At 65.8% G+C, this 3988-nt stretch carries 2 protein-coding genes; one reads left to right on the forward strand and one right to left on the reverse strand.

All coding sequences use genetic code 11. From position 1 onward, the window contains the following. A partial coding sequence (locus tag J9611_RS20855; RefSeq protein WP_246528120.1) for a TetR/AcrR family transcriptional regulator occupies positions 1–721 on the forward strand: 721 nt, incomplete at its 5' end. On the opposite strand, the gene J9611_RS20860 is transcribed toward J9611_RS20855, so the two are convergent. After that, positions 624–3515 carry a flagellar hook assembly protein FlgD gene (locus J9611_RS20860; protein WP_211883054.1) on the reverse strand — a complete coding sequence of 964 codons (2892 nt, stop codon included), beginning with the start codon at positions 3513–3515 and terminating at the stop codon, positions 624–626. The two genes, J9611_RS20855 and J9611_RS20860, sit on opposite strands and share 98 nt — an antisense overlap. Between the last annotated feature and the right edge of the window lie 473 nt (positions 3516–3988).

Genomic DNA, 3988 nt, shown 5'->3' on the forward strand with positions numbered 1-3988 from the left:
TCCCGATGCTTTGAAGCCCGCTGTCCTTCGCCCCACCGGGCGCCCGGTGACGATTGATCCCGACGCCGTGGCCGCCATCGCGCTGCGGCTGTTCGCCGAGCGCGGCTACGAGCAGACCTCCATGGAGGACATCGCCCGCGAGGCGGGCATCGGGCGCAAGAGCCTGTACCGCTACTTCTCCAGCAAGTCCGAACTCATCTGGGGCGGCATGGAACCGGCGATCGAGGCCTCCGGGCGGGTACTGGAGTCAGCCCGCGCCCAGGGTCCTTCCGACGGCGACGCCCTGGCGGGGCTGCGCGAGGCAGCTGTCGCCGGGGTTGCTGTTCTGCCGGACCTCGCTGTCACGCGCGGCCGGCTGCGGCTGATCGCCGAACACCCCGAGCTGGCCAGCCGGAGCTACGAGTCCCTGGCGCCGCAGCGCGAGCGGGCACGGGCCTACCTGGTTTCAGCCGGCGTCCCCGAGGACGTTGCCGGGTATCTGTGCGCCGCGTTGATCGGCACGACGTTCGAGGCCTGGATGCAGGGCCGCCGGGACGGACCCGGATCCGGTGCCTTATTTGGTGGCTGCTGTGGGGGTGCTGCGGTTGCAGGCTGGATAAACAAGGACGAACGCGGGCGCTCGGTCAGTGGGTGTAGGCGAAAGCGTCGAGGGCGAGATTCGGGCGTCCGCTGGTGCCCACCACGCGGATCTTCATCGTGTGCGTGCTGGCGGAGCCTGTGAACGTTTGTGTGGCAAGCACCTGACGGACCTGGGGGCTCGGCGCATAGGTGTCAATCGGGGGTGACCAAGGGCCGCCGTCATAGGAGATCTGGAACTCCCCGGTCCCGGGCCCGCGGTCGCCGATGAGGGCGACCGCGGTGCCGATGGCGCTGAACGTGGCGGTCGAGTCGGTAGCTCCGCTGACATGCACGGCTCCGGCAAACCGGTCGCTCGCAGATTGAATGATCCAGGTCCCGGTGTAGGCGACACTAGGCGACGCGTCGTCATACGGAATCACAGTGGTGGCGGTGTCCGGGGCGCTCGACACTCCGGCCGGGTCGGTCGCGGTCACCTCGAACCGGACGGTCTGGCCAGGAGTTCCGGGCACGGTCATGCCAGTGGTGGCGACGCGCTCGGCCAATGTCGTGAACAGACCGCCATTGATGCTGGAACGGATGGTGTAGGTGAGTCCCGCTGGGGAGCCGGTTGGTGCCCAGGAGATATCGAACGCCGACGTGGCCGAGGTGTCCGTGGAGATAGCGGGTGCAGTGACTGCCGGGGCTGCAGGCGGGGTCCGGCTCAGGTAGAGCTGTCCGGTGAGCGCCGCGCTGCCCTTCGGCGAGCCAAGCGGTTGGCCATCTGCGGAACCGGTGAGCGTCCAGGTGTAGCTGCCGTTTGGCAGATCGGCGCCAAGACCGTCGGTGCCATCCCAGCCTCCGGAAAGGGTGACCTCGCCGAAGGAGCTGACGCCGCCGAAAGTGCGCACCACCGCGCCGGTGGCGTCGGAGCGCAGCCCAACGGCCCAATTGATGTCGCGGCTGACATAGAAGTGCGGCTGCCAGCGGGCGGTTCCGGCGGTGTTCGGGACGTAACCTTTGGGTGCGGCAGAAGTGACCAGCAGCGGCGGGGACAGGGTGTAGCCCGGAAGATAGCTGCGGACATCAGCGATCACCCCCCGCCGACTCGCGCCTGGCACCCACGCCACACGGTATCCGTCCACCGCCAGCCCGACGAGCGAGGTCTCGTTGGCCAAGACCGCCGTTGACCCAACTTGCAGGTCATACGCCTTCGTCCGGTCCTGGAAGTCGTGGGTGACGAGCAGTCCGTCGGACAGCTGGGAGAGATGGGTGGTCTCGGCCCCGGGGTGCGGTGCAGTGGTTCCGGTGGTCGCGGAGGTGGCCGTCCAGACACCGCTGGCGAGGACTAGGGAGGTCTGGCCCTGGCCGATGTTGTAGGCGACCTGGTGCCCCCACATCGCCAGATCGAGCCGCATGACATTGCCACTCGCCGGGTCGGCCGGTTTCAAGGTCGCGACGGCGCCGGTCACGAGGTCGGTACGCCGGAGCGAACCGTCGCTGAACCCCACTGTGAGCAGGTAATCCCCCCAAAGCAAGCAGGCGTTATCAGGCGCCGATGAAAGCTCACCCGTCAGCAGATCGAGCAGGTGGTGGTCCGCTTGAAGGTGATCCCTCGTGCCGCCGACGAGGAGGGCGCGGTGACCTGAGACCTGGATGCCGTACAGCTGCTCCGCGGCGGGAAGCGTCACCGTGTTGAAAGGGCCTGCCGGTTGGCCGTAGAGGACGTCGGTCTCGGCGGGGTTTGCGTCATTGGGGCGGGCGAAGACCACGACTGGTCCCCATAATCCCGCGCGAGGCCGGTCGACACTCGAGGTGGGCGACAGAGGTGCGGTCGTCGCCGTCGACAAAATGAGCTCCGCGCCGAGCGTCGGCAGTGCGGAGACGTCGCGCAGAAAGAGCGGGATCGTGGACGTACTGTCATCGCTGTATACCATGCGGTTGTGGGAGAGAGCCAGGCCCTGCGTTGTGGCATCTCGTGGGCCGAGCACCCCGACCAGAGTCCCGGTGTCGTCGAGACCGCGCACACGGTAGAACCCCGGGGTGGGCGCGGTGGCATCGAAGATGAGGAAGTCGTCGGTGTTCTCGTAGCGCACCAGCGATCGATTGGTCGAGGTACGTATGTATGGAATGGGGACATGGCCTGCAGTCGAGCTGGTCATAAGCCTGCTCTGCCCAGTGCCGGGCTCCTGGGTGAACCACGCCATGGCCGTATCGCTGATCTGGAAGGTCTGCAGGCGGCCGGGAGTGGTGAGCGTGATCGGAGGCAAGGTCGACGAGTACAGGTTGTACCTCTGGTACAACCTGATCAGGGTAGTGCCGCCCAGGTCGACCTGCGTGCCCAGCAGGTCCGAGGATAGGGCCATGCCGGAGTTGTCCTCCAGGCTGGTCACCGTGGGTGGGCCGGCCCCAGTGATGTCGACGTAGAACACGGTCCCTTCGAACTTAAGGAGCGCTCCTTTTGTGTCCGCTATCGCGACTATCTTGCCGGGATCTGAGGGGTCTACTGGCAGGCTTCCTGCTCCGCCCGAGCCCAAGCCGATGAAATACTTGATCCGCAGCGAACGCGTTCCGTTCGTGTCGTACACGAGAACCCCGGCACCCGTGTTCGTGAGGAAGACCTCTGTTGGCGTGAGTGGGATCGAGGTGCGCTGGCCGGGCGAGCACGACCCTGCCATGCACCAGATCACACTCCCCACGCCGCCGATATTCGACCCGGACTGCGGGAAGGTGATGATGTTCGAGACGATATGTGCTGGTCCGCCCATCGGATAGCTATCTGTTTCTAAGTCCTCCTCGGCGGCGCCGGAGGAAAACGGAGCCGGCCGGAAGTACACGCGCCCCGCACCCTTGCGATCGCTGTAGTACAACGTGCCGAAAATCGAGGAAGACATCACGTTCGCTTCGGCCGGCCGGAAGCTGGTACGCGCGTGGACCGTCACCGGGCCGCTCGGCGACAAGGTGTCCCTTCCCCTCGGCACTCCAAGTGATCGACAGGCTTTCGGGCGCCGCGGCGGTTCGGAATGGACTTCGCGCCGGATTCCCCGTTGATCAGCCGATACGCCTCGAGTACTTCCGGTGGGATCTGCTGCCGCACCGAGGCAGGCCGGAACGCGTTCCATGTCGCCAATTGACCACCTCCGAAGGATCTTCGCCGACTGCAGTAGGGGGACGCCCACCGTCTACTTGAACACCCCAGCGCCCGGACGACTCCGGGCCTGCCCCCAGCAGGAACATCACCACTCTGACCCGCGCCAGTCTAGGCGGGCAGTCGTTACAGGAGCGTTACTGCGGGCTGTGGCTGTGAATACGCATTAGCCTCGGGATTTCATCGGGGGTGTGACCGGAGCCCGTAATTAAAGCCTGAAAGGTGCCTCTGACGTGGGAAAATGTAGTTACCACACCGCATTTTCTACGCACATCAGGGAGCACC

The sequence above is a fragment of the Pseudarthrobacter albicanus genome (assembly GCF_018224015.1).
In the GTDB taxonomy this organism is placed as follows: Bacteria; Actinomycetota; Actinomycetes; order Actinomycetales; family Micrococcaceae; genus Arthrobacter; species Arthrobacter albicanus.